The organism is Pseudobacillus wudalianchiensis, from assembly GCF_001685015.1.
Classification (GTDB): Bacteria; Bacillota; Bacilli; order Bacillales; family Domibacillaceae; genus Pseudobacillus; species Pseudobacillus wudalianchiensis.
Genome location: NZ_MAYT01000004.1, coordinates 1 through 25,274, shown reverse-complemented (window position 1 = coordinate 25,274; position 25,274 = coordinate 1). Strand labels below are relative to the sequence as shown.

Annotated in this window: 18 protein-coding genes and 2 riboswitches; of the genes, 16 read left to right on the top strand and 2 right to left on the bottom strand. The window is 40.9% G+C overall.

Translation table 11 applies throughout. The features are described from left to right. Positions 1-15: 15 nt before the first annotated feature. The 7 genes from A8F95_RS21880 to A8F95_RS22350 all read left to right on the top strand — a co-directional run bounded on the left by A8F95_RS21880 (position 16) and on the right by A8F95_RS22350 (position 9,915). Positions 16-1,071, top strand: a complete 1,056-nt coding sequence (locus A8F95_RS21880; protein ID WP_065409689.1) for an ABC transporter substrate-binding protein — start codon at positions 16-18, stop codon at positions 1,069-1,071. Positions 1,072-1,184: 113 nt separating this feature from the next. Continuing rightward, complete coding sequence (locus tag A8F95_RS05805; RefSeq protein WP_065409688.1) at positions 1,185-2,819, top strand: amidohydrolase; 1,635 nt, start codon at positions 1,185-1,187, stop codon at positions 2,817-2,819. 42 nt (positions 2,820-2,861) lie between these two features. After that, positions 2,862-3,926, top strand: coding sequence for an ABC transporter substrate-binding protein (locus tag A8F95_RS05800; RefSeq protein WP_065409687.1), 1,065 nt, complete (start codon positions 2,862-2,864; stop codon positions 3,924-3,926). 42 nt (positions 3,927-3,968) lie between these two features. Then, positions 3,969-5,531, top strand: a complete 1,563-nt coding sequence (locus A8F95_RS05795; protein WP_065409686.1) for a bifunctional GNAT family N-acetyltransferase/carbon-nitrogen hydrolase family protein — start codon at positions 3,969-3,971, stop codon at positions 5,529-5,531. 213 nt (positions 5,532-5,744) lie between these two features. Further along, positions 5,745-7,571 carry a sigma-54-dependent Fis family transcriptional regulator gene (locus A8F95_RS05790; protein ID WP_065409685.1) on the top strand — a complete coding sequence of 609 codons (1,827 nt, stop codon included), beginning with the start codon at positions 5,745-5,747 and terminating at the stop codon, positions 7,569-7,571. A 184-nt stretch (positions 7,572-7,755) separates the two neighbouring features. After that, positions 7,756-9,711, top strand: a complete 1,956-nt coding sequence (locus A8F95_RS05785) for an aconitate hydratase (protein WP_065409684.1) — start codon at positions 7,756-7,758, stop codon at positions 9,709-9,711. 27 nt (positions 9,712-9,738) lie between these two features. Continuing rightward, entirely contained in the window at positions 9,739-9,915 is a 177-nt protein-coding gene (locus A8F95_RS22350) for a hypothetical protein (RefSeq protein WP_156186981.1), read from the top strand. A gap of 180 nt (positions 9,916-10,095) precedes the next feature. Here A8F95_RS22350 and shc read toward each other — a convergent pair whose 3' ends face one another. Beyond that, positions 10,096-11,988 carry a squalene--hopene cyclase gene (shc, locus tag A8F95_RS05780; RefSeq protein ID WP_065409683.1) on the bottom strand — a complete coding sequence of 631 codons (1,893 nt, stop codon included), beginning with the start codon at positions 11,986-11,988 and terminating at the stop codon, positions 10,096-10,098. Between the two features lie 105 nt (positions 11,989-12,093). On the opposite strand from shc, the gene A8F95_RS22975 reads away from it, so the two are divergent. The 3 genes from A8F95_RS22975 (at position 12,094) to ltaS (ending at position 15,527) form a co-directional block, all read left to right on the top strand. Continuing rightward, positions 12,094-12,540, top strand: a complete 447-nt coding sequence (locus A8F95_RS22975) for a DUF2515 family protein (RefSeq protein ID WP_245671151.1) — start codon at positions 12,094-12,096, stop codon at positions 12,538-12,540. Between the two features lie 454 nt (positions 12,541-12,994). Further along, positions 12,995-13,171 (top strand): hypothetical protein, encoded by a 177-nt coding sequence (locus A8F95_RS22960; protein WP_245671148.1) that lies wholly within the window; start codon positions 12,995-12,997, stop codon positions 13,169-13,171. A 397-nt stretch (positions 13,172-13,568) separates the two neighbouring features. After that, positions 13,569-15,527, top strand: coding sequence for a lipoteichoic acid synthase (ltaS, locus tag A8F95_RS05770; RefSeq protein WP_065409682.1), 1,959 nt, complete (start codon positions 13,569-13,571; stop codon positions 15,525-15,527). 94 nt (positions 15,528-15,621) lie between these two features. On the opposite strand, the gene A8F95_RS05765 is transcribed toward ltaS, so the two are convergent. Continuing rightward, entirely contained in the window at positions 15,622-16,074 is a 453-nt protein-coding gene (locus A8F95_RS05765) for a hypothetical protein (RefSeq protein ID WP_065409681.1), read from the bottom strand. Positions 16,075-16,287: 213 nt separating this feature from the next. Here A8F95_RS05765 and A8F95_RS05760 point away from each other — a divergent pair, with 213 nt between their 5' ends. From A8F95_RS05760 to A8F95_RS05735, 6 genes are all read left to right on the top strand, one after another. Then, positions 16,288-17,760 carry a nicotinate phosphoribosyltransferase gene (locus tag A8F95_RS05760; RefSeq protein WP_065409680.1) on the top strand — a complete coding sequence of 491 codons (1,473 nt, stop codon included), beginning with the start codon at positions 16,288-16,290 and terminating at the stop codon, positions 17,758-17,760. 26 nt (positions 17,761-17,786) lie between these two features. After that, positions 17,787-18,614, top strand: coding sequence for an ammonia-dependent NAD(+) synthetase (gene nadE, locus A8F95_RS05755; protein ID WP_065409679.1), 828 nt, complete (start codon positions 17,787-17,789; stop codon positions 18,612-18,614). A 250-nt stretch (positions 18,615-18,864) separates the two neighbouring features. After that, entirely contained in the window at positions 18,865-20,544 is a 1,680-nt protein-coding gene (locus tag A8F95_RS05750) for a M20/M25/M40 family metallo-hydrolase (RefSeq protein WP_065409678.1), read from the top strand. A 101-nt stretch (positions 20,545-20,645) separates the two neighbouring features. Continuing rightward, entirely contained in the window at positions 20,646-21,278 is a 633-nt protein-coding gene (locus A8F95_RS05745; protein ID WP_065409677.1) for a VC0807 family protein, read from the top strand. 140 nt (positions 21,279-21,418) lie between these two features. After that, positions 21,419-21,520, top strand: a riboswitch (purine riboswitch). A gap of 99 nt (positions 21,521-21,619) precedes the next feature. Further along, complete coding sequence (guaA, locus tag A8F95_RS05740; RefSeq protein ID WP_065409676.1) at positions 21,620-23,173, top strand: glutamine-hydrolyzing GMP synthase; 1,554 nt, start codon at positions 21,620-21,622, stop codon at positions 23,171-23,173. An 82-nt stretch (positions 23,174-23,255) separates the two neighbouring features. Next, positions 23,256-23,357, top strand: a riboswitch (purine riboswitch). Positions 23,358-23,449: 92 nt separating this feature from the next. Beyond that, the gene (locus A8F95_RS05735) at positions 23,450-24,784 is read left to right on the top strand and encodes an NCS2 family permease (RefSeq protein ID WP_065409745.1); all 1,335 of its coding nucleotides are present in this window, start codon (positions 23,450-23,452) and stop codon (positions 24,782-24,784) included. Positions 24,785-25,274: the final 490 nt, after the last annotated feature.

Genomic DNA, 25,274 nt, shown 5'->3' with positions numbered 1-25,274 from the left:
AATGGGGGATGAGTTGTGAAAGCGAGAAAGGGTTTTCGTTTAATACTTGTACTGCTAATACTTGCTTCCTTCATTATGAGCGGCTGTGGAAGTGAGGCAACTACGGATAGCTCGGACGAAAAAGTGCTTAACGTCTTTAATTGGGCAGAATACTTGCCAAAAAAAGTAATTAAGGATTTTGAACAAGAAACGGGCATCAAAGTAAACTATGGGACCTACTCTTCGAATGAAGAAATGTTTGCCAAGTTAAATACGGGACAAGGACAATATGATCTTGCCGTTGCCTCACTTTACTATGTTGATGTACTGATAAAGGAAGGGCTTGTGGAAGAAATTGACCAAGGGAAAATACCTAATGTTAAAAATATCGGGGAAGAGTTTTTAGGAAAAGATGCAGACCCAGAAGATAAGTATTCAGTTCCATATTTATGGGGAGAGGAACTGATCGTGATGAATACAGATTTGGTAGACAAAAAGGTTACTTCTATTAAAGATTTACTTGATCCACAATTTAAAAACAGTCTTGTTATTCTGGATGATCCCCGTACAGTTATCGGATCGGCTTTGGCGGTTTTAGGCTACTCCCCAAACAGTACAAATGAAAAAGAAATAGAAGAAGCAGGCAAATGGCTAAAGAAATTAAAGCCGAACATTAAAGTATTTGACAGCGATAATGCGAAAGCGTTGCTGGCGAGCGGAGAAGTGAAAGGCGGAATTGTCTACGGGGCTGAGGCAAGTCTGGCTATACGGGAAAATAAGGCGATAGAGAAAATTTATCCAAAGGAATTCCTCAGTTTGTGGCAAGACAACTTTGTTATTCCAAAAGGAGCGAAGCATAAAGAAAATGCTTTGAAGTTCATCGATTATATTCTCCGTCCGGAAGTTAGTAAAGAAATTGTGATGGATTACCCGTACGCGAATCCAAATACAGAGGCCGTAAAGCTTTTGCCTGAAGATATTCGAAAAGAAATTGATATTCCGGAAGAAGAAGCTAAAAGAGGCACACACATGAAGGACGTAGGAGAAGCAACGGTTATCTATGATAGGATTTGGGCGGAGCTAAAGCAATAGTAACTAAATGGAATGGTGTGTAATAGGACAGCCGACTGAATGTCTTATAAACAATTTATATAGTAAAAGCGCCTATTGCATCTAATTTAGAAAAGATCGGGGGAACGGGTCCATTGGCTAAAGCAGACATTATTTTAAAGGGAAACGCTATTTTTACAGGTTTAACTGACGAGCCTGTCTCAGGAGCAGTCATTATCCAGAACAATAGAATTAGCGATATCTGTACAGAAGAAAAGAGCAAGACCTATATCGGCACTCAAACGAAAGTATATAGCTTTAATGATGAGCTCATCCTGCCCGGATTTCATGATTTTCATCTTCATTTATTTTTAGGGAGTTTATATGCAGATAGCGTGTCACTCATTGATGCCAAGTCAGAGCAGGAAGCAGCCGCTATGGTAAAAGAGTTTGCCGATCAGCGGCCAGATGATCCCTGGATATTTGGATTTAGATGGTATCACGTACACTGGGATCAGCATACATTGCCTAGCCGCCAAACTCTTGATGAATTAATTCCAGACAGGCCTGTTCTTTTAGTCAATGAAGAAGGTCACGGCATCTGGTTGAATACGAAGGCAATGGAAGTACTCGGCATCGATAAACAGACCCCGGAACCGGCCTTTGGGAAGATATTCAAAGATGAGTCAGGGGAACCGATCGGAATTCTCTACGAAACAGCGATTAGTTTAGCTCAGGAGGCCTTTCGATTACCTAAGGAAAAGGAAGAGCAGCTGCTCGAGCAGTTTTTAAATAAAGCGGCTAAGTTCGGGATTACAAGTGTCAGTGATATGCTGCCGCTTACAGGATATGAATTAGGTGATATTCATTTATACAAACAGTTTGAAGAAGAGGGGAAGTTAACTACAAGAATTAACTTTTTAACGGTGTTAAACGGAAATTTAGACTATGCCAAACGAGTACGGCGGGCATTTAATTCTAAAAAATTAAAGTTCTCTGGTTTAAAGCAATTTTTAGATGGAGTGCCGGCAACTTATACAGCCCTTATGCTGGAGGATTATACCGACCTCCCAACTGCCGGCGAGCCTTTTCTGCCTCCAGAGACGATTAAGAAATGGGTTGCTGAAGCCGATCGAGAAGGGTTCCGGGTCCGGCTGCATGCCTGTGGTGATGGGGCTGTCCAATTGGGGCTTGACGCCTATGAAGAAGCAATGGAAGCTAACGGCAGACGGGATGCCAGGCATACCATTGAGCATATTGAAGTAATTGACCCTGACGATATTCCTCGCTTTTCTAGATTAGGTGTGATTGCATCTATGCAGCCCGAGCATATGAATACAGAAGAGTTTGCGAGCAACGTCTATTTATCCCGTCTTGGGAAAGAGCGCTCCAGGCGGACGTGGTCGATTAAAAGTTTACAAGATTCCCAAGCACACCTTGCGTTCGGAAGTGATTATCCAATCGTTGAAATAAATCCGCTTCTTGGTATTTACCGGGCAGTTACGAGAGAAAACATAAACGATGAACCAAAAGGCGGATGGAATCCCAACGAGAAAATTAAGTTGGCGGATGCGTTAAGATTTTATACTTTAGGTTCTGCTTACGGTGTTTTTGCAGAGGATGAACTCGGCACGCTGGAAAAAGGGAAGTTGGCTGATCTTACTGTCTTAGATCGCAATCTGTTTGCGTTGCCTGCGAAAGACATTTTACAGGCAAAGGTAAAGTTAACGATCATGGATGGAATGGTTGTTTATGAACATGCACAGTCTGAAAAATTAGCTGTTAAATAAAAGCTTCTATCATTCAGCAGCTCGTCGGGAGGATGAGGGAAAATGAAAAGCGGCACGTGGAAGAGAATATATTTGTTAAGTGTTAGTTCAGTTATATTAGCAGCTGTATTCATTCTAGGCGGTTGCAACCAGGAGACTAAGTCAAAAGAAGATGAAAAAGCGGTAAATATATTTAACTGGTCTCAGTATATTCCGGATCAAGTCATCAAAAAATTCGAAGAAGAGACAGGAATAAAAGTGAACTATGATACGTACGCATCTAATGAGGAGATGTATGCAAAATTAAGCGCTGGCCAATCAGGTTATGACGTTGTGTTCCCTACCTTGTATTATCTAGAAATTATGGAGAAGCAGGGAATGCTGGAAAAGATCAATAAAGGCAATATTCCTCACTTGAAGAACATTGATCAGGATTTTATGGGATTGTACGTTGATCCGAACAATGACTACTCTATTCCCTTTATGTGGGGGACAGGCATTATCGCAGTCAACGAAAAACTCGTGGATAAGGAAGTGACAGGGTACAAGGATTTATTTGATCCCCAGTTTAAAAACGGTATTGTGGCATCTGATGATATGCGCTTTGTTTTAGGTGCCATGCTCGCTATGGAAGGATATGATCCAAACACAAAAGATGAAAAGCAAATTGAGGAAGCAGGCAAAAAAATGAAAGAGCTGCTGCCTAACATCAAACTGTTTGATAACGAAAGCCCGAAAACTGTTTTGGCAAATAATGAGGTGAAGGCAGGGATTTTATACGGGGGTGAGGCTATCCTCGCTCAACAGGAAAATCCGGATATTAAGCTTGTTCTGCCGAAGGAGTACTTGCTTTTATGGCAGGAGAATGTAGTGATTCCGAAAGGAGCACTACATAAAGAAAATGCCGAAAGGTTTATCGATTTTTTACTGCGCCCTGAAATCAGCAAGGAAATTACGATGAGCTACCCATATGGCAATCCGAATAAAGAAGCTCTAAAACAATTGCCTGAAGATCTGCGAAGTGTAATTGATTTACCTGCCAATGAACTGAAAAGAGGCATCTATGCAAGAGATGTAGGCGAAGCAACGGCTGTGTATGATCGCGTATGGGCAGAAGTCAAACAATAAATTAGCCTAATATTTCGGTATGAGAAGGAAAGGGCGGTTTTTATGCCGGTAAAAAAACCATCAAACTTTGATAAAAAAATCATTGTCCGCAATATTCGAACAGAGGACTTTAACGAGATCATCGAGTTGTCCAAAATTGCTTTCCCACAAATGGAACCGTGGGAAGTTCAACACTTGGAAAGCCATTTGAAGATCTTTCCGGAAGGGCAATTTTGCGTAGAATATGGCGGAAGAATTATTGGCTCATGTTCGAGTTTGATTGTTGATTTCGAGGAATATGACGATGACCATAGCTTTGATGAGATCACAGACAATGGATTCATAAGAAACCATGATCCAAAGGGATTGAACCTTTACGGGATTGATGTGGCTGTTCATCCAAACTTTCGGGGCATGAAAATAGGCCAGCGGCTGTATGAGGCGAGAAAGCAGCTTTGTAGAGAAAGAAATTTAAAGAGCATCATTATAGGCGGCAGAATCCCTAACTATAGCAAACATGCTGATAGATTGTCAGCGAGGGAATATGTGGATGAAGTGATGAAGCAAAATCTTTATGATCCGGTTTTAACGTTCCAAATGATGAACGGGTTCGTATTAAAGCGGGTAAACTCAGATTATTTATCGGATGATCAAGCGTCTCTTAAACATGCGACATTGATGGAATGGTATAACGTCGATTATTTACCGAAGGCCCAGCACCAATACCAAAGGGCTTTTCCGGTGAGGATTTCAGTTGTGCAATATATGATGAAGCAAATCCACTCATTTACCGATTTTGCTAACCAATGTGAATATTTTATCGATGCAAGTGCTAATTTCAGATCTGACTTTGTTGTATTCCCAGAAACCTTCACGATGCAGCTTTTATCGTTCTTAGGGGAAGATGTTCCTAGTTTGCAAGTGAAAAAGCTGACTAGCTTTACAGAGCAATATATACAGGCATTCACAGATTTGGCGATTAAGTACAACGTTAATATTATTGGAGGCTCTCATTTTGTAGAGGAAAACCATTCTATCTACAATATTGCTTATCTCTTTAGGAGAGATGGCACGGTTGATAGACAGCGTCAAATTCATATTCCGGCAGATGATCGAAAATGGTGGGGAATACAGCCGGGAAACAATATTCATGTATTTGATACGGATTGTGGAAAAATCGCTATGCTTATTAGTTACGATATTCTGTTTCCAGAACTTGCGCGCATCGCTGTCGACAAGGGAGCTCAAATTATTTTTACGCCGTTTTCGACAGAAGATCAGCAAGGTTACTTAAGAATCAGGTATTGCTCACAGGCAAGGGCGATCGAAAACCAAGTGTACACTGTTATTGCTGGAACGGCTGGGAACTTGACACATGTTCCGCATATGGATGTTCAGTATGCGCAGTCCGGTATATTTTCACCGTGTGATTTTACTTTCCCTGGAAACGGGATTGTTGGCGAGTGCAATCCGAATATTGAAACGATTATCGTCGGAGAAGTGGATTTGGAGACCTTAAGAAGAAGTCGAAATATCGGTACCGTTACACCGCTGAAAGATAGAAGAATGGAACTGTACGATACAGAAATTAAAAAATTAGACTTGCTTGGAGCAGGGCAAGTGTAGCCTTCTATTAAATTATATTTTTAGCTTGCCGAGAAAAGCAGTTGCATAGAGGGAACCCTTTATTCAGATGGGCAAAGAACATTTCTAGCCTTTCTCACATAAAGGGTTTTTTTACATAAGACTCTTATATACAAGATTTGGATATTAAGAGGATTTTTAAGCTGGAAATAGAAGTAAGTCATTATATAAATTTAAAAAGATAGGAGTGAGGGTGTGACATTTTTAAAGGGGATACAAGAATTGGTGCAGCAGATAGCAGATGCTATATCGGCAGCCTTAAAGGTTGAAACAGAGATAATAGATGAGACGATGACCGTCATGGCAGGCACGGGAGAATGCAGGAAAAGAATTAATGAGATAGAAGAGGGCGGGAAAAAAGAAGCTGGCTATGTATATGGCAGGGTGCTGATCACGAAGCAGGCCTTTGTAGTGGAAGATGCGCGTAATGATCCAATGTACGACCCGCTCGTTAATACGGGTGAACTAGAAGAAGTGGCGGAGATTTGCTGTCCTATTATATATAAGGAAAAAGCCATTGGAGTCATTGGTCTTTTAGCGTTCAATCAAGAACAGCACAATCGGCTCATTAAAAACAAAAAGCAAATGTTAAATTTCTTGTGGCGCATGTCAGAATTAATAACTGGAAAAGTTGCTGAAATGGAGACGACCAATCAATTGCTTTTAACTAAAAATAAATTAAATACCATTTTGGAATCCATTCAAGATGGAATTATTGCCATTGATAAACAAGGGATTATTACACATTGTAACTACACAATTGAAATGCTGCTGGATACGCGTAAGGAGCAGCTTATTGGAAAACCGCTCGAGCAAATTTTACCCGCATCTCCTATGCTATCTGTTTTGAAAACAGGTAAAGGGTACTCGGAAAAAGAAGAAATCTACGAAATACCCAAACAACACTTCCACTTTATCGTAACAGCCACCCCTATTTTTAATCAAAGCCAAGTCTATGGAGTTGTCGCTTCCATTCGTAAAATGTCAGACGTAAGAAAACTTGCCTACTCTTTAACAACCGGTGAATTGGATTTATCTTTCACTGAAGTAAAGGGAAAAAGCAATATTATAAAAAGCTTAAAACAACAAGCTATGAAAGTAAGTAACAGCCATTCAAATATCTTGATCACCGGCGAAAGCGGGACGGGAAAAGGGGTATTTGCGATGGCCATCCACAATGCTAGCAATCGAGCCTCTGGTCCTTTTATTTCTGTTAACTGTGGATCTATTCCGGAAACCTTGCTTGAAAGTGAATTGTTCGGCTATGCAAAGGGAGCATTTACAGGCGCCAATAAAGAAGGGAAAATAGGGAAATTTGAAATGGCAGATGGCGGAACAATCTTTTTAGATGAAATCGGGGACCTTCCTTTACATTTGCAGGTGAAGCTCTTGCATGTGTTACAGCATAAAAAAGTAGAGCGGGTAGGTGGGAGCAGTTTGATCCCGATCGATATCAAAGTGATTGCCGCGACGAACCAAAACTTGGAGAAAATGGTCCAAGAAGGAGAGTTTCGCGCCGATTTATATTTCCGCCTGAATGTCATCCCCCTCTATTTACCGCCGCTAAGAGAGAGACAAGTTGATATTCCTATTTTAATGAATCATTTCTTATCTAAGCACACAGCCTCTTTAAATAAAGAAATTCACGGATTTGACCCAAAAGTCATTGAGCTGTTTCAGAATTACCGCTGGCCTGGAAATGTACGTGAATTAGAAAATGCAGTGGAGTATGCGGTGAACATGGAGCAAACGAATCGAATTACTATGCCGAGTCTGCCGGTGCGCATGCTGGAACAAAAAGATCATTTTTCAGATGCCCCTTCTTTAAAAGCGATGCTTAGCCTTCATGAAAAGACTATTCTACAAAAGATGCTAAGTAAACACGGTTACTCAGTCAAAGCCAAAAAACAAATTGCCGCTCAGTTAAACATTAGCCTTGCTACTTTATATAGAAAGCTTGAAGATCATAACTTGCAAAATGATCCTGCGGCTGTCAGCTATCATTATTTAATGAATAATTGAGACAACTGCTCGTGATAGCTTTAGAGATCGCCAATATATGTGCGATCTTTTTTATTTATGGGCAGCCATATAGACTCTCTGCATAAAGAAAACAAATGTATATTTTTTACTGAGCAGATCACGCTATATAAAAGTACAGGAAAATACATAACAGCGAAGAAATCTACGGACAGGAGAGAGTGACATGCCACTAAATGTTACCCAAAAGCTAATCAAGGCACATCTTGTTTCGGGCGAGATGATCCCAGGCACAGAAATCGGGTTGAAAATTGATCAAACACTTACCCAGGATGCGACGGGGACAATGGTTATGCTCGAATTAGAGGCAATGGGATTAGAGCGGGCAAAAACAGAAGCATCGGCTCAATATGTAGATCATAATCTAATTCAAGTGGACAGTAAAAATCCAGATGACCATTTGTTCTTACAAAGTGCAACAAGGCGTTTCGGATTATATTACAGCCGGCCAGGAAATGGGGTTAGCCATCCTGTTCATATGCAGAGGCTTGCGAAACCAGGGAAAACACTGCTAGGGTCAGATAGCCACACGTGTGCGAATGGCTGCATGGGTATGCTGGCGATGGGAGCTGGAGGGCTTGACGTTGCTTTAGCGATAGCAGGCGAGCCATTCTACGTCAAAATGCCTCAAGTATGGGGGATTAAGTTAACTGGGAAGCTGAGCGATTGGGTCAGTGCAAAAGATGTTATTTTAGAGCTGCTGCGCAGATACGATGTAAAAGGCGGCGTTGGCAAGGTCATTGAATATTATGGACCGGGTGTTAATACGCTTAGTGCGATGGACCGTCATGTTATTGCTAATATGGGGGCAGAGCTAGGTGCTACCGCTACCGTTTTTCCATCTGATCATGAAATACAGCTTTTCTTAACAGAACAGGGCCGTGAAGAGGATTGGGTGGAATTGGTTGCCGATAAAGGAGCTGCTTATGATCTTAACGAAGAAATCGATCTTTCTCAAGTGGAGCCGCTCATTGCTAAGCCATCTAGTCCGGGCAATGTTGTAGCTGTAACGGAGGTGGCCGGCACACCTATTTACCAATCTTATATTGGCTCATCGGCAAATCCAGGGTTCCGTGATTTTGCGATTGCCGCCGAAATTGTAAAAGGAAGAGAGGTAGCCCAGGGCATTTCTTTCGATATCAACCCGACTTCCAGGCAGATGTTGACGGATTTAGTGAAGGAGAGTCATATTGCGAGTCTTTTGCAAGCGGGTGCAAGACTGCATCAGGCTGGCTGTAATGGCTGTATCGGGATGGGACAGGCACCGGCAACAGGACGTAACAGTTTGCGGACGACTCCCCGTAATTTTCCGGGACGCTCCGGAACGAGAGAAGACAGCGTCTATTTATGCAGTCCGGAAACAGCGGCCGCTTCTGCGTTAACAGGAGAAATCACTGACCCGAGAACACTTGATTTTCCGTATCCGCAAATCAAAGAACCAAAAGAGCCGACGGTTGACACAAATTTGCTTGAACCGCCGCTGCCGTACGAGGAAGCGCGGAAAGTTGAATTGCATAAGGGACCGAATATTGCCTCTATCCCGGAAATGGATGAGATGCCGGATCAGCTAGAAATCCCAATTTTATTAAAGATGGGGGATAATATTTCTACAGACGAGATCTTAGCTGGAGGAGCACGTGTTCTTCCTTATCGAAGCAATCTTCCGGAGATTAGCAAGTTTTCCTTTGAAATTATTGATAAAACCTATTATACACGCGGGAAGGAAAGCATTGCCGGCGGCGGGCATGCGATTGTAGCTGGAATGAATTATGGTCAAGGGTCGAGCCGTGAGCATGCGGCTCTTGCGCCGCGCTACCTAGGTCTAAGAGTAGCTCTAGTAAAAGACTTTGCCCGGATTCACTGGCAAAACCTTGTGAACTTTGGCATTTTACCACTCACCTTCGTTCATGAAGAGGATTACGATAATTTGAATCAAGGAGATGTTTTGCAGCTTTCAGACTTGAGAAGCAAAATTCAGCAAGGGACCGAATTTACTATCAATGTAAAAGGAAGCACTCAATTGATCCATGTTAAACATGCGCTATCCAAACGACAGGTTGACGTTATGCTAAAAGGCGGAATGATTAACTGGGTGAAGGAACGGCAACGGAAAAACGCATAAAGTAAACAATTGTATGGAGGGATAAAAATGGTAGACAGAGAAAATACATGCCGGGCATGTGAAGGAACTGGGATGCTCTCTGATGACGAGGGCTGGCAGTATAATTGCAGTGTTTGCAGAGGAACGGGACATATCAGCGCGGAAAATCAATTTGATTCCGCTAGAATTATGTCCGTAGACGAAAATAATCGCTTGTTAGATTAAAGAAAAATAAAACTGGACCGAAAAGTGTTTTTCGGTCTCAGGCTGTTGATAAACGCTCACCTGCCTGCGGTAATCATGCTCCGTACCTCGAAAGGCACTCGTTTTTAATTAGCCTGACTGTATATAAAGAAGGCTTTGTCTACAATTTTAAAGCTGTCTCTTTGTGAGACAGCTTTTTAGTTATGGCACTGTAGATGATTCGAATTTTTTTCGGTAGTGTGCTAAAGCGAGCAGAGGAAAGATATATTGGTAACTATGATAGTGAATGTAAAAGCGGCCGCCCATCGCTTGCCCGGCAGGATACTCTATAGTCCAGTCTTTTTTAGTGTAAGAAGCGAGTAAATAAGCGATTCCGGCTTGAATTTCTTTTGTTGGTTTTTCGGTTGCTGAAATAAGCGCATCTAGAGCCCACGCTGTATGGGTTAAGGTACTGGCCCCGAGAGGGATATAGGTGTTTTTTGTATCACTTTTACAGGATTCTCCCCATCCGCCGTCTGGATTTTGGATGCGGTATAGCCACTTCACTGATTTTTGGATCGCCGGGTTTTGCGGTTTCATCCCAGCTGCCATCATTCCTGTTACAGCTGCCCACGTTCCGTATATATAACAAATTCCCCATCTGCCGTACCAAGAGCCGTCTTTTTCCTGATGATGTAAAAGCCAATCTATTCCTCGTTCGATCATCCGGTGATTTTTTCGTAAATTTGTATAGTTTCCAAGAAATTCAAGCGTTCTGCCTGTCAGGTCGGCACTGCTCGGATCAGTTAATAAAAATCGACCGCCTTCAATTGGCAATAAATTTAATAACTTTTTGTCTACGTTTTTTTCAAAAGCCGGCCATCCGCCATCCTGATTTTGCATGGATGTGGTCCACTGAACGCCTTTTTTCCACGTCTGGTAGATCGCAGGGTCAAGTGTAACAAGATGTGAAAGAGCTCTTAAAGAGGCTGTTGTGTCATCAACATCAGGGTTCATTGTATTGATATCTGAGAATCCCCATCCGCCAGGAAGAGCCTGAGGGTTATGGAAAACCCAGTCACCATATTTATACTGCTGCCGTTTGGCTAAATAATGGCCTGCTTTTTTAATAGACGAATCGGAAGAAGAAACTCCTGCTTCCTGCAGGGCGTAGCTAATTAAAGCTGTATTCCAGACGGTCGCCGTTGTGAATTGCATATGGGGATGGCCCTTAATTAGGCACTTCATCCCTTTTAAGCCGTTAATGGCTTCTAAAATAACGGGATCGCTCTTGGAATAGCCAAGTGAAAGCAAGGCAAAGATCATAAAAAACGTAGAGCTGAAATAGCTGTAAAGAGTTCCGTCGGGTTCGATGTGATCCAGCATATATCGCTTTGCCCGTTGAACCGCTAATGAATGAATAGCATGAGGGAGACCGATCAAGCGCGTAATCTCCTCTTTAATCATAGAACAGAGCTTTTGTGTTTCACGGTTTTCCGGCCATCGAAAATAGTCATCGGATCTAAAAGTGAATAAGTCGGAAAGATTAGGGCTCCTTTTTGTCTTCTTACTGTATTTCTTATTAGATAAGATCATAATAGGAATAATGTTTGCTCTGCCAAAAACAGAAATATCATAAAAGTTAATCGGAAAGGATAATGGCAAGAGAATGACTTCAATTGGGATTGGAAAGAAAGGAGGCCACCGATATTGTCCGGTTAAAGCGAGTATGATTTTTGTCAGCAAATGTGATTGTTCGATGCCGCCTTTTGCGAGAATGAACTTTTTGGCTGCCTGCAGGCGGGGATCTCCTTTTGTGTAATAACCGGAGTAAAGCAGAGAGTAATAGGCTTCAACAGTGGCCGTTACATTTCCCTCATCCTCATCATGAAAAAGCTTCCAGGCCCCGTTTTTTTCTTGTCTGCTCATAATTCTTTTAGCTAATCCGCGAATTAAGTCTTCATCATTTATTTCTAGTGTTCTTAATAAAATAATCATATAAGCATCGGAAGAAATCCCTGTTTCGAATGGATAATCCCATGAGCCATTTGCTGTTTGGGTTTGTTTCAGCTGGTTCACAATTTGGCGGGTTAACTCCTTTACCTTAGGCTTCATTGATACACCATCCTTTTACCGTAAGATCATTTCTTCTATACATATTCCTTTAAGAAAAAAGAATGCTTGGAGCTGAGTCACAGTGGGGGCGAACGGTTATTTTTTTTGGAAAAGCTAAGGAAGAAACAGTCGCTGCCAAGCCATCTTTATGGGATTCAGGAGGGAGTAAAGAAAAGGCTTCAGGCTGTTCCAATGCTGGGAGAAATGAGTTTGCCAAAGAAAGGTCAGGATTTGTTACAGAAAATCCGTTTAGAAACGGCCCGGTTGAATGTCAATAAAGTGGTGAGAACAAAAGCTTATTTAGACTTTTATCGTCTTTATCCAGAGATTCGCTGGGCGTTCCTCGCGCATATGATTTCGAGAAACGGGGGATGGAACATGACGGATTTAAGAAGCGATCTTCATTCCTGTTTTTTTAATGAAGAGAAAAGGCAGGTAATTTTTTTGGAACGGAGCAACCGGCTTATTTTTCAAGATGCCTATCCGCAATTTTTAGAGTTTATGGAGAGTAAAAGACAAAATCAAACCATGTTTTATCTATTGCCCTTTTAAATGTATCGATATTTATGGAGGCAGTTTGGAACCACTATTGGGAAAAAGGGTGATCCGCGATGCTGGATTTAAAGAAAACGTATCTCAGGCATTGGAGTTCACGATACAGGAACTCCTTTCTCTTAGCCATCTTCTTTTTCCTTCTTATTCAGATAAACAAAAAGAGGGAAAGCTGCATTTGTTGGTTCGACGCTTCACCATTTTACTTCGTTGCATGAGCGCATTACGTTAGGAAAACGTTTATACCGTTTGCTTTTCGGGAATAAAAAACAGCTGGAAAATTTTTTTGTTGGGCAGTCTGTCATTTTCGTATAGGCACGCGCAAAGATTATTGGCCGCATATTTTTAATGACGTCAACGAGGGAGTACCTGGAATAGGCTTTATAAAGAGGCTGAAAGACTGCGAGATAAATAAAGAAGTAACTAAACTGTATAGTCCCAAGCTTGAATTTGCATGGGAAAATGTCAAACATTCTCCAGCAGAACTAGGGACTGGTTCGATGGTTGCCGGATCATTCAATATCTGCAAAAAGAAAACGAACCAATAGGTGGGAAAATTGCTGCTGAATATTGCCGAACGCTTGAAAAGCTTGAGCTTGCTGCAATTGCTGAAAAAGTCATTTTTAGCTGATGCGGTCTATACTTCTCGTTCAGACTTTACTTTATCGGAAAGAACTTGTACAAACTTACTTTTTGCTGCTTTTCTTCTAGTGTTTTTTAGGGGGAGCCACCACGTTGACTTCGGAAGGGGAGGGGGACAGTTCATTTTCATACATAATTAGGAAGGCCTTTTCATTCGTCAATAGATAGTAGCCATTTATCGAAAGAAGTCTAATCTTTCGACTATTTGTCTATAAAAAAATAGCACGAGAGACCACTATTCACATATGTCCTAGTTGACTTTTTTGCTCGCGGTCCCTATTATTTATTATGTTATTTTTTTTTTATTTCGTGAGTCAAAGTTTTTAGTTAAGACGCTCTATGAATAGCATATAATGATATTCAGATAGAACAGGGGTGAAAACAAAATGAAGAAAACAATAAATAAGAATTCGTTTTCTCTTAGCAAACCGATGGTGTTCTTTTCGTTAGCTGTCATTCTCCTTTGGTTGAAGACATATGCGGCTTATCAAATTGAATTTGACCTTGGTATTGACAACATGATGCAGAAATTCTTGTTGTTTATTAATCCGATAAGCTCTGCTGTACTTTTCCTAGCATTCGCTCTATTTGCTAAAGGAAGAAAATCATTTATTTTGATGATTGTTATTGATTTTTTACTATCTTTCTTGCTATATGCCAATATCGTATATTACCGATTTTTCACAGATTTTATTACGCTGCCAACCCTTACACAAACCGATAATGCAGGTGACTTAGGGAAAAGTATAGGTGCTTTATTGCAGCCTTATGACTTTATCTATTTCTTAGATACAGTCATTTTAATCGTGCTTCTATTGTCTAAGTACGTGAAGCCTGAACCAGTGAAGATGACAAGCCGTCAAGTAGGGTCTGTTTTTTTAACAGCTGTCATCCTTTTCACAGTCAACTTGGGTCTAGCAGAAACAGACCGCCCACAATTATTAACGAGAACATTCGACCGGAATTATCTCGTGAAATATTTAGGCATGTACAACTATACGATTTATGATGCTGTTCAAAGCTCGAAAGCTTCAACACAGAGAGCGATGGCTGACAGCAGTGATACGACAGAAGTTGTGAACTTTACGAAGTCTCTCTATGCTGAGCCAAACCCGCAATATTTCGGTAAAGCGCAAGGGAAGAATGTTATTTACATTCACTTAGAGTCACTGCAGAATTTTATCATTGATTATAAGCTAGATGGAAAAGAAGTAACGCCATATTTAAATTCATTGGCACACGATCAAAATACGTTCTACTTTGATAACTTCTTCCATCAAACAGGACAAGGAAAGACGTCCGATGCTGAATTTATGTTAGAGAACTCGTTGTTTGGGTTACCGCAAGGATCTGCCTTTTCTATGAAAGGGCATAACACATACCAAGCGGCGCCAGCTATTTTGGGACAACAAGGCTACACGTCTGCCGTATTCCACGGTAACAAAAAATCTTTCTGGAATCGTGATGAAATTTACAAGGCATTAGGCTTTGATCAATTTTTTGATTCTAGCTATTACGATATGAATGAAGAAGATGTACTGAATTATGGATTGAAGGACAAGCCGTTCTTTAAAGAATCTATTCCATTGTTAGAAACAGTTAAGCAGCCGTTTTATGCAAAGTTTATTACATTATCGAACCATTTCCCGTTCCCAATGAATCAGGAGGAAGCAACGATTGAACCTCATCATACGGGAGACAGCTCTGTTGATGGCTATTTCCAAACAGCTAGATACTTGGATGAATCAGTAAAAGGATTCATGGATTACTTGAAGAAATCAGGCCTCTATGATAATTCCGTTATTATCATGTACGGCGATCATTACGGTATTTCTGATAACCATAACAAAGCGATGTCCATTGTAATGAACAAAGAAATCGGCAAGTTTGAGAATGCCCAGCTGCAACGGGTACCGTTGTTTATTCATGTACCTGGTGTTAAAGGCGGAGTGCAGCATCAATACGGTGGTCAGGTTGATTTATTGCCAACCGTTCTTCATTTGTTAGGCATTGATACGAAACAATACGTCCAAATGGGAACAGACCTATTGTCGCCGCGCCATAATGCAGTGGTTCCGTTCCGTAACGGAGACTTTATTAGCAAAGACGTAACAGCTATTAATGATAAGTATTACAACACCACAACTGGAGAGGAAGTAGAAGCGACAGCCGAGATTAAGCGTGAGGCGGAACTCGTTGAGAAAAAGCTTCAGCTTTCCGATAAGGTGTTAAACGAAGATTTACTACGCTTTTATACGCCAAAAGGCTTTAAGCCAGTAAATCCTTCTGATTATGATTATAATCATCGTCTAGGTGAAGAGGATGAGGCAGTAACAACTAAATAATGTTTCTTTGAGAATGATGTGCAACTGGCCTGAAAGTAAACCAGGTATCTTCTCTTAAAAATAAAACGATTCCGGTTTTCAGGCCGGAATCGTTTTATTTTTTCTTTTTAGAATACAAAAATACTTCTTCAGCAAGATCGTCAATGAATCTTGCGCCTACTTCTCGATTTACATATTTAAGTTCTGCCGCGATTTTAATAATAAAAATGCATTTTTCAGCCGAGGATTGAATAAGGGTCAGCATCGTATTGACGGCGACTAAAAATTCTTTGTAGTCATTTCCTTTTCCTTCGTAAATAACAAGCCCTTCAGTCTTAACGGGCTGGAAATCAGAATCCTTATCCACTGGGATATCATCATGAACGACAGAAAAAGAATAAGTTGACGGCTGCTGTTCAGGCGTATCGGTTTTATAGAGGCTTTTAGCATGCTTAATTAGCTGTTTTATTTTTTTATCTTGAAATGACTGTTTTAACTGCCCAATGAGCCTTTCTTCTTGAGAGCCTTCTTCTAGGCTGCCCCAGCATATTAATAGCTTTTCATTCATGTTGTTTTCTTCTCCCTTTGTTTTTTGTAATAGTCTTATACCCACTTTTCCTTGGGAGAGACTTATTCAGGCGAAGCTGAATAAAAAAAGTATGAACTATTGCTTTAAAGAAAGAATATCAATATTTGAGATAGCTGACAAATGAAAGGCTGAAAACAGCGGTATAAAGATTGAAGAAGCGGGAAACGTGGTAACATAACTGATAAAGGGGAGATGAATGTGACAAGTCCATTTACAGACGACAGTTTATCTTTGCATACCGACTTATATCAAATCAACATGGCTTACACGTATTGGAAAGATGGTATCCATGAAAGAAAGTCTGTGTTTGATTTGTTTTTTAGAAAAATGCCATTTGAAAATGGTTATGCTGTCTTTGCAGGATTAGAGAGAGCTGTTGATTATCTAAAGGACCTGCAGTTTACGGATAGTGATATTGACTATTTGCGTAGTATTGGTGAATATGAAGAAGGTTTTTTGCAGTATTTAAAAAAGCTGACATTCACGGGTAATCTTCGTTCTATGAAAGAAGGAGAAGTTGTGTTTGGGAATGAGCCGCTTGTTAGGGTGGAAGCGCCGCTTATTGAAGCTCAGTTAATCGAAACGGCTCTCTTAAATATTATTAACTTTCAAACATTAATCGCTACGAAAGCAGCACGAATTAAAACGGTATGTGGTGATGATATAGTAATGGAATTTGGTACGAGACGGGCGCAGGAAATGGATGCGGCGATTTGGGGTACCCGCGCGGCTTATATTGCGGGGTTCGATGCTACAAGCAATGTGCGCGCTGGTAAGCTGTTCGGTATTCCGCCAGCCGGTACACATGCTCATGCGATGGTCCAAGCATATCGAGATGAATATACAGCTTTCCGCAAGTACGCAGAATCCCACAAGAATTGTGTCTTCCTGGTGGATACGTATGATACGTTAAAATCAGGCGTGCCAAATGCTATTCAAGTGGCGAAGGAGATGGGGGACCGAATTCATTTCGCTGGAATCCGTCTCGATAGCGGCGATCTCGCTTATTTATCGAAAGAGGCACGAAAGCAGCTCGATGCAGCGGGCTTTTACAATACGAAAATTGTGGCGTCAAACGATCTTGACGAGTATACAATTTTAAACTTGAAAGCTCAAGATGCCAAAATTGATACGTGGGGAATTGGGACAAAGGTGATTACCGCTTTTGACCAGCCAGCCTTAGGAGCGGTCTATAAATTAGTATCCATTGAAAATGAACATGGAGAGATGGAGGACACGATCAAAATTTCCGGCAACCCTGAAAAAGTATCGACCCCTGGCAAGAAGAGCGTCTACCGGATTATTAGCCGGGCGAGCGGCAAGTCAGAAGGGGATTATATTGTATTGGAAGAAGAAAAGCCATATGAACAGGAAAAAATTAAAATGTTTCATCCGGTACACACCTATATTTCCAAGTTCGTGACTAATTTCGAAGCACGGGATTTACATGAAGATATTTTTGTGAAGGGAGAGCTTGTTTACCAGTTTCCAGAACTGGATGATATGCGTCAATATTTAAACAGCAGTCTCGAATTGTTATGGGATGAATATAAACGAATATTAAATCCAGAAGCTTACCCAGTCGACTTGAGTGAGAAATGCTGGAATAATAAAATGGAGCTTATTCAAGAAGTGAAAGAAAAAACGGAAAAGAGATTAAAGTAGCATCATCTTGAGGAGGAGAGTAAAGAATGACAGATTTACAAAAAAAGATTATCGAGGAGCTGAAAGTAAAGCCTGTTATTGACCCGCAGGAAGAGATCCGAAAAAGCATTGATTTTATGAAAGCCTATGTACGAAAGCATTCTTTCCTAAAAGGTTTTGTGCTCGGAATTTCTGGCGGCCAGGATTCTACGCTTGCGGGGAAGCTGGCGCAAATGGCTGCCGACGAGTTGAAAGAAGAAACAGGATCGGACGAGTATAAGTTCTATGCTGTCCGCCTTCCGAGCGGTGTTCAAAAGGATGAAGATGACTGTCAAGATGCTCTTAACTTTATTCAACCTGATGAAATATTTACAATTAATATTCAACCTGCCGTAGATGCAAGTGAACAAGCTCTAAAAGCGGCTGGTATTGAGCTGACAGACTTTGCGAAAGGGAATGAAAAAGCCCGCGAACGTATGAAAGCTCAATACAGCATTGCGGCTATGAGAAACAGCGTTGTCATTGGAACCGATCATGCTGCTGAAGCGATCACTGGCTTTTTCACTAAATATGGCGATGGCGGCTCTGATATTGTTCCGCTCTATCGTTTAAATAAAAGACAAGGACAACAATTGTTAAAAGCTCTAAATTGTCCGGAGCATTTATATGCAAAAGTACCGACAGCTGATTTAGAGGATGACCGTCCAATGCTTCCTGATGAAGACGCTCTTGGAGTGTCCTATGAATACATTGATGATTACTTGGAAGGAAAAGAAGTGCCAGAGGCGGCTAGAAAACGGATTGAACAATTATATTTAAATTCACAGCATAAGCGGCATTTGCCGATTAGTATTTTTGATGATTTTTGGAAGTGATGGATAGAGGGCCTGCTTTAAAATAAGCAGGCCTTTTTTGTATATAATGAATAAAACCGCTTACCATTTTTTGAGAAATCATATATAATTAATATAGTTTTAAATGAATGTTAAAGTAGCGCTCAAGTCCCTATCATCGCAGGAGAAAAAGCACCAAAATGAAAAAACAGCATAAGAAAATAACAAGCCTGACATGCTGACTGCTAAGGAGTGTCAGGTTTTTTAGACCACATTAGAGGAGATTGAGAGTATGTACAACGAGCTGAAGGGTTTAAGTGTGGCGGAGCAAGTAGAGAAGTTGACAAAAACGTTAGTGGGGATTCCAAGTGTCAATGGCTCAGAAAAAGGCGAGGTAGCGGCGGCCGATGAGATTTTGCGCATTTTGCGTTCGTACCCGTACTTTCAAGAGCACCCGGCGCTTGTTTGGGAACAGACTACGATTGATGATGCTTTAAATAGAAAAAATGTCTTTGCTTTTGTTAAGGGCGGAATCAATGTGAAACAAACGATTATTTATCATGCTCATATTGATACAGTCGGTGTTGAGGATTTTGGTTCCTTGCGTGCTCATGCTTTTGATCCGGATTACTTGCAAAGCTTTTTTAGTGGGTTTGAGCAAAATCAAGATGTTCAAGCTGATGCCCAATCGGGTGACTGGCTGTTTGGACGTGGAGCTGTAGATATGCAAAGCGGAGCTGCCGTTCATTTGGCTAACCTGCTTTATTTTTCAGAGCATCGTGATGAACTTCCCGGTAATTTGCTTGTCATGTTCAACCCTGATGAAGAAAGCCAGCATGCAGGCGTTAAAAGCGCGGTCTTTGAGCTTGAACGTTTAAAGAATGAGTGGAGTTTAGAATATATTGCTGCCATTAATGACGATTTCATTACTCCTCAGTATGATGGCGACATAACGAGATATATTTATACAGGAGCAGCAGGTAAAATTCTTCCGAGCTTTTACATCTATGGGAGAGAAGCGCACGTAGGGGACACGCTGGAAGGGGTGGACCCGAATTTTATCGCTGCAGAGCTAACGAGAAGAATTCATAATAACGTTGAGCTTTGTGAAAATATTCCGGACGAAATGGTGTTGCCGCCGACGTGTCTATTCCAGCGGGATAACAAGTTCACTTACAATGTACAAACAGCAACAAGCAGTTATTTATATTTTAACTACTTTTTATACCGTGACTCTGCTGCTGACGTCATGAAAAAGCTTCGTCAGATTACAGTAGAAGCCTGTCAGGAAATAACTCAATATTTATCAAGCCAGTATGAAGAGTATATAAAACGCTCGGGGCTTCCGCGAAAAAATTTGAACTGGGACATTGAGGTCGTCTCTCTCGAGGAGTATAGTCAAGATTTAAAAAATAGAGGGATCGATGTGGAGGCGGTTTGTGCCAAAGTAACAGAGGAACATAGAATGCTTGATGTGCGAATGATTTCCTTTAAGATAGTGGAAGTATTAAACGAATTGGACCCTTATAAAAAGCCGCGGGTCATTTTGTTTTTTGCTCCGCCATACTTGCCTCATAACTTCTTGCGAGAAGATAATCCAGCGGAACAAGCTATTTTGAAAACCATCAAGAATGTATTAGAGAAAATGGAAAGGGAAAGCGGCGAAAAGTTTGAAGTGAAAAAATTCTTCCCTTATTTAGCTGACGGCAGCTATTTATCCATCCACGAGACGAATGAAGAGCTGCAAAGCCTATTGAACAATTTGCCAAGTGTTGGAGGTCTTTATACGCTGCCTATTGAAGAGATACGCCGGTTAAATATTCCTTCTATAAACATGGGGGTCTATGGAAAAGACGGCCACAAATGGACGGAACGCGTTTATAAGCCGTACTCGTTCGGCATTTTGCCTAAACTCATCAGAGAAACGACGATCAGCTTGTTAAATTATGTACCCGTAAAAGTAAATGAATGAACGAAAAAGAGCCAGGTTTCTCCTTCCGGGCTGAAGTGTTGCAGCCGCGAAGGAGCCCTGGCTTTTTCTTATTAGTATGGCAATGAAATTAGGTGAACCCGTTGAAAAATTATGTCGTCCTTTTTGATTTGATTTGTTATGTAGCTATTCCATTGCTTATCTGGAATTTCGGCAGGGATCTTCTTGGTGATTATTATGCCATGCTCATCTCTTCTGTTCCTGGAATTCTTTATAGTATCTATCGCTTTATTTTAATTAAAACAGTCAACTTATTTGGTATTTTCATGCTTGGAAATTTAATTGTGGGCACCCTAATAGATGTACTAGCTGGATCTGCTATGCAGTTATTGTGGAATAATGTATTCTACTCTTATACGATCGCTTTGCTGTTTATTATATCCGTGCTGGTAAACAGACCGCTTTTTCTCTTTTTTGCCATTGATTTTACTGAATTGCAAGGTAGTGGCCGTCATGAGATGAAAAAGTCGTTTTATCAAAAAAAAGTACTTCGTGCTTTTAAGTGGATTACCCTATTGTTTGCTTTTAGGGATGTATTGCTGGCATCCGTCAAAATATGGTTAATAAAGGAGTACGGGGTAGATGCATTTGATAAAGGCATTGTGTTAAGACAAGTGCTGAGCTGGGGCATTACCGCCGTATCGGTTATTGGTTTTATTTATATATCGAAATTACTTCAAACAAATGAGGAAGAACCCATTCGTCCTCCTGTTTGAAACACCTCTCTCAATGTTCAGAATAACAAGAAGGAGAAAAAAGCGGTTACATTCTGAAGGCATTTTTTACTGAATATTTAATTAACGCCAGAACAGCTTGACCGTCAGGATTGATAGATATAAAATGAGGTCAAATTAGCTCGAATAATCAGTTTCTCCTTCATATATTTTCGACAATAGGGGTCGAAAGTTTCTACCAAATCACCGTAAATGATTGGACTATGAGGGCAGGTTCTTATGTAAACAACTAGAATTCTGCTCTCAGTAATGATGAGAGGATTCTAGTTTTTATTTTATACGCATCGAGCAGTATCTTATTGCACAATAGAGGAGTGGAAAGAGTGGCAGGAAAACCGGAATTACATAATCAGGAAATGATTCTTGTTTTAGATTTTGGCAGTCAATACAATCAATTGATTACTCGCCGTATTCGGGAGTTTGGTGTGTATAGTGAGCTTCATCCGCATACAATCACTGCAGAAGAAGTAAGAGAAATGAACCCGAAAGGTATTATCTTTTCCGGTGGACCAAACAGCGTTTACTCGGAAAATGCATTTCATTGCGATGAGAAAATCTTTGAATTAAATATTCCGATTCTTGGCATTTGCTACGGTATGCAGTTGATGACGAAGCATTTTGGCGGAAAAGTGGAACCTGCTTCACACCGTGAATACGGAAAAGCAGCAATTCAAGTGAAAAATGAAACAGCACTCTATAAAGGGCTGCCAGCTGAGCAAGTTGTCTGGATGAGTCATGGTGATTTAGTTACAGCTGCTCCGGAAGGCTTTTCTGTTGATGCGGTGAACCCTTCTTGCCCGATTGCTTCCATGAGTAACGAAGAGAAGAAGCTTTATGCTGTGCAATTCCACCCGGAAGTAAAACACTCTGTGTATGGTATTGAGCTTTTAAAGAACTTTGTATTTGAAGCGTGCGACTGCAGTGGCGATTGGTCCATGGAAAACTTCATCGAAGTAGAAATGGAAAAAATCCGTCAAGTCGTTGGCGACAAAAAAGTACTTTGCGCTTTAAGCGGCGGGGTAGATTCTTCTGTCGTAGCCGTATTAATTCACAAAGCAATTGGTGATCAGTTAACATGTATTTTCGTCGATCATGGATTGCTTCGTAAAGGTGAAGCGGACGACGTAATGGAAACATTCGCGCAAGGCTTTAACATGAACGTAATTAAAGTAGATGCAAAGGATCGCTTCTTAAGCAAATTAAAAGGTGTTTCAGATCCTGAGCAAAAACGTAAAATTATTGGCAACGAATTTATCTATGTATTTGATGACGAGGCAACTAAGCTGGAAGGTATTGAATTCTTAGCGCAAGGAACACTTTACACAGATATAATTGAAAGTGGGACAGCAACTGCGCAAACGATCAAATCCCACCATAACGTTGGCGGGCTGCCTGAAGATATGCAGTTTAAGTTGATTGAACCTTTAAATACGCTATTTAAAGATGAAGTTCGCGCTCTTGGAACAGAGCTTGGTATTCCTGATCATATTGTATGGCGTCAGCCGTTCCCAGGACCGGGACTTGGCATTCGTGTTCTTGGAGAAATTAGTGAAGAAAAGCTAGAGATTGTACGTGAATCTGATGCGATCTTACGTGAGGAAGTTCGTTTGAATGGGCTTGAGCGTGAGATTTGGCAATACTTCACTGTACTGCCGGATATCCGCAGTGTAGGGGTAATGGGGGATGCTCGTACGTACGATTATACAATCGGTATTCGTGCGGTGACGTCTATTGACGGCATGACATCTGACTGGGCGCGTATCCCTTGGGATGTGCTTGAGAAAATTTCAACACGCATTGTAAACGAAGTACCACACGTTAACCGCGTTGTGTATGACGTTACAAGCAAGCCGCCTGCTACAATTGAGTGGGAATAAACACGAACAAATTACTATAAAAAGCATAAAACGTTCGCCTTCTTATTGACTCGTTAGAAGAAGCCGGATAAAATGAGAGAGAATTAAATCTTGATGTAATCTTCGTATAATCTTGGGAATATGGCCCAAAAGTTTCTACCGAGCTGCCGTAAATAGCTTGACTACGAGGTAACAAATAGATAGATCTTTCTCTATCGTTTGGTATCTAAGTTGCGCTTTGGACGCTTTTGTCCGAGGCGCTTTTATTTTTGATCGGGAAATAGGAAGGGGATTATGATGAAAAAGTTTTTCCAGTTTGAAGAGCTCGGTACAAATTACAGGTGTGAATTTATTGGAGGGTTAACGACCTTTTTGTCGATGGCATATATTCTCATTGTTAATCCAGTAACACTCTCGCTAAAGACAGTACCGGATTTACCAGATGCGATGAGAATGGATTATGGGGCTGTTTTTGTGGCTACCGCTATTGCGGCAGCGATTGGTTCTTTATTGATGGGATTGATAGCGAAATACCCGGTTGCTTTAGCGCCGGGAGTAGGATTAAATGCATTTTTTGCTTACACAGTCGTTTTAACATACGGGGTTTCCTGGCAAACAGCTTTAAGTGGTGTGTTATTCTCGGGATTGTTCTTTATTTTATTAACGTTATCCGGTTTGCGTGAGAAAATTATTAATTCGATTCCTACAGAGCTTAAACTCGCTGTTGGAGCTGGAATTGGTTTGTTCATCACTTTTATCGGCTTTCAAAACGCCGGTATTATTGTTAATAATGATGCCGTTCTTGTTGGAATCGGCGATTTAACAGCCGGCAATACGCTGCTTGCCATTTTTGGTATTATTGTTACGGTCATTTTAATGACAAGAGGTGTTAATAGCGGAATCTTCATTGGAATGATCATTACAGCCGTAATTGGAATGGTGACAGGTCTCATTGATTTACCGAAAAGTGTGATCGGCACAGTGCCAAGTATTGAGCCGACTTTCGGGGTTGCGTTGGAAACAATTTTTCAATCACCATCAGAAATTTTTACGATTCAAATGCTTGTTGTGATTTTAACATTTTTATTCGTGGACTTTTTCGATACAGCTGGGACACTTGTAGCTGTCGCTAATCAGGCAGGCTTGATGAAAGAAGATAAGTTGCCGCGTGCTGGGAAAGCTCTTTTTGCTGATTCATGTGCTACAGTCATTGGGGCATTGCTTGGAACCTCAACAACAACTTCTTATATAGAATCTTCTGCAGGAGTAGCGGCCGGTGCTCGAACAGGATTTGCTTCTGTTGTGACAGCAGGATTCTTTTTATTGTCTTTGTTGTTCTTTCCGTTGTTAGAAGTTATCACAGCGCCAGTAACAGCTCCTGCTTTGATTATTGTCGGTGTTCTAATGGTATCTGCGCTCGGCCAAATTGACTGGACGAAGTTTGAAATTGCTGTTCCTGCATTTTTAACAATTGTAGCTATGCCGCTGACGTATAGCATTGCTACAGGAATTGCTATGGGCTTTATCTTTTATCCAATTACGATGATTGCCAAAGGTCGAGGAAAAGAGATTCATCCGATTATGTATTTCTTATTTGTTATCTTCGTGTTGTATTTTGTTTTTCTGATTTAAAGATTAAGAAGGAGGTTGTTTTCTATGCAGAAGACGGCCTCTTTTATTATTTTGACCCTGTCATGCTTGGTTATTGATGTTTGTTGCAGAAGGACACTTCTGTCGCGGTTCGCTAGGCCTCACTTTTCCGCAGGACGTTGAATCGCACTCTGGAGTTTGTCCTGCACAAGATCCTGCAGATGCATGATGGAGTAGTTAACGTTTTCTATTACAATCGGCCGCTGGGCTATGATGAAAGAGTTGTGATTTGAAAATAGGGAAATGAAGCAGCTAAAAAAGAAGATAAAGAGAAATAAATTTTATTTAAAAAAATATTGACGTTTTTAAAATTGCCTGGTATAGTATTAAGAGTCGCCGCTGGTGATAAACAACAGCGAGACACTGAAAAAGCTTCTTAAAAAAGTTTTGACAAGCAGTAAACAAGATGATATAATAAGAAAGTCGCTATCGGGCGACGGTGAAAAATTGATCTTTGAAAACTGAACAAAAT